Source organism: Oleiphilus sp. HI0123 (assembly GCF_001635315.1).
Window position 1 is genome coordinate 1 of record NZ_LWGE01001762.1, and the last position, 850, is coordinate 850.

Below are 850 nucleotides of genomic sequence, written 5' to 3' on the forward strand. Positions count from 1 at the left end.
GGCCGTTTGTGAAGTGGCTACATACCGCAATCAGTCCGTTCGCGAAACAAATTAAACGTGTTTTCTCGATTAACTCCGGAGACAGCGAGTTTCTCGATTTTCTCGAAAATCATGACCCACTTCAGCCGCGCCATGTGCCTGCACAATGGGTTGGCGCACTGAAAAAATGGTTGCCGCATTTTCTCAAAAATTCACCGGTGACCTTTAGTCCAGTCGTCATACAAGGCGACAGTGATGAAACGGTAGACTGGCGGTTTAATCTTAGTGTTATTCGTGAAAAATTTACTGACCCACAGATTCATATGCTGACCGGCGCGCGCCATCATCTGGCTAACGAGCACAGCAATTATCGAAAAGAAATCTTCGCCATTATTGACCGGTATTTGGCGTAGTCATGGCGTTAATAATTAAGGAATGATATGCGCGGTAGGGTGGGGATTGTAATAACAAAATTAAGTGTCGGCATATTGGTGCTTCTGATCGGCACACACGCTTATGCGGACATCCATTATCGTTGCATGCTTAACGAAGAAGAGCGCATTGTCTCTGTGATTTATGGCCAACAAAATGGCGTGCCGCCCTGTGAAGTGCGTTATCAAAAAGACGGTGACGAACAGGTGCTATGGCGCACTCGCACGGAGCAAGATTTTTGTGCCCGTAAAGCCGCCGCGTTTGTTCAGCAGCTAGAAAATTGGCATTGGCTTTGTAAGCAACACGACACCACCCAAGCGGTGCAGCCGATGGTGAGTGAGCAGCCAGTACCGCCGAGATATCTTGCCTATCAACAGCAGCATGCACTTGCGCAAACGTTGGCAGCGGCAGCAGCGATGAAAATGGAAGTGATGTCTTA

1 protein-coding gene and 1 pseudogene are annotated in these 850 nt (G+C 48.2%); both read left to right on the forward strand.

Features of this window, described 5'->3' with window-relative positions:
* Positions 1-392 (forward strand): annotated as a pseudogene (locus A3761_RS28170) (alpha/beta hydrolase); the annotation flags it as partial.
* A gap of 27 nt (positions 393-419) precedes the next feature.
* Positions 420-850 (forward strand): hypothetical protein (locus tag A3761_RS23780; RefSeq protein ID WP_068751034.1); only part of this gene is annotated, 431 nt, incomplete at its 3' end.